The organism is Rhizobacter sp. P2_H2 (genome assembly GCF_056403375.1).
Genome location: NZ_JBFUFP010001529.1, coordinates 1 through 954, shown reverse-complemented (window position 1 = coordinate 954; position 954 = coordinate 1). Strand labels below are relative to the sequence as shown.

The 954-nt window shown below is 71.0% G+C and carries 2 protein-coding genes; both read right to left on the bottom strand.

Annotated elements, in window-relative coordinates; genetic code table 11:
* The coding region (locus tag AC1D15_RS34505; RefSeq protein ID WP_477829617.1) for a hypothetical protein at positions 1 to 228 on the bottom strand (228 nt) is incomplete at its 3' end.
* A 62-nt stretch (positions 229 to 290) separates the two neighbouring features.
* On the bottom strand, positions 291 to 954 hold a 664-nt coding region (locus AC1D15_RS34500), incomplete at its 5' end, for a YihY/virulence factor BrkB family protein (RefSeq protein ID WP_477829616.1).

Sequence of the window (954 nt, the reverse complement as noted above, 5' to 3'; positions counted from 1 at the left end):
GATCCGGACCACCTCGCGCTTGATGGCCGGGACCGCGCTGGCCGCGGCGGCGGGCACGGCGGCGGCCATCAGCAGCACGTCGGCAGCGAAGGCGTTGCGGTCGGCGCGTTCGGTGACCGGCAGGCCGATCGCCACGGCCGCGAAGGCCACCGCCACCGGCACGGCCACGCCGACGCCGGGGAGCAGCTTGCGCGAGGCCGGCGATGAGAGCAGGTGTGACGGGCTCATGGTGTTCTCCCTGGCGATGGTCCCATTCTGAAGACGACCCGAAGACCTTGGTGTAGGTGCGCTCAAGCACCCGCTGTAGGAATTCCGCCCGCGCTGCCGGTCGCGGTCGGCGCGGGTGGTGACGGYAGGTGGTGCATCGAGCCGAAGCTGCGGGCGTAGGCCCAGGTCAGTTCGGCGCCCAGCAGGAAGATCTGCGCCGAGTAGTACACCCACACGAAGATCACGATCAGCGAGCCGGCGGCCCCGAAACCCGAGGCCACGCCGCTGGTGCCGATGTAGGCGCCGATCAGGTAGCGGCCGACGGTGAACAGCACCGCGGTCAGCAGCGCACCCAGCCACACGTCGTGCCAGCGCACGGCGACACGCGGCATCAGCTTGTAGATCATCGCGAACACGCCGGTCGTCATCAGCAGCCCGACCCCGAGGTTCACCGCCTGCGCGAGCGTGGCCCAGTTGCCGAACACGCCGCCCCACCACTTGCCGAGCGCCGAGATCGCGGCGCTGAGCACCAGCGAGACCATCAGCAGGAAGGCGATGCCGAGGATCATGCCGAACGACAGCAGCCGCGTGCGCAGCAGGTTCCACCAGCCGCTCGCGCGAACGCGGGCCGGCGCGCGCCAGATGCGGTCGAGCGCGTCCTGCAACTCGCCGAACACCGAGGTGGCGCCCACCAGCAGCACGGCGATGCCGAGCAGCGCCGAGGCCGTGCCCTCGGCCGGCCTGTGC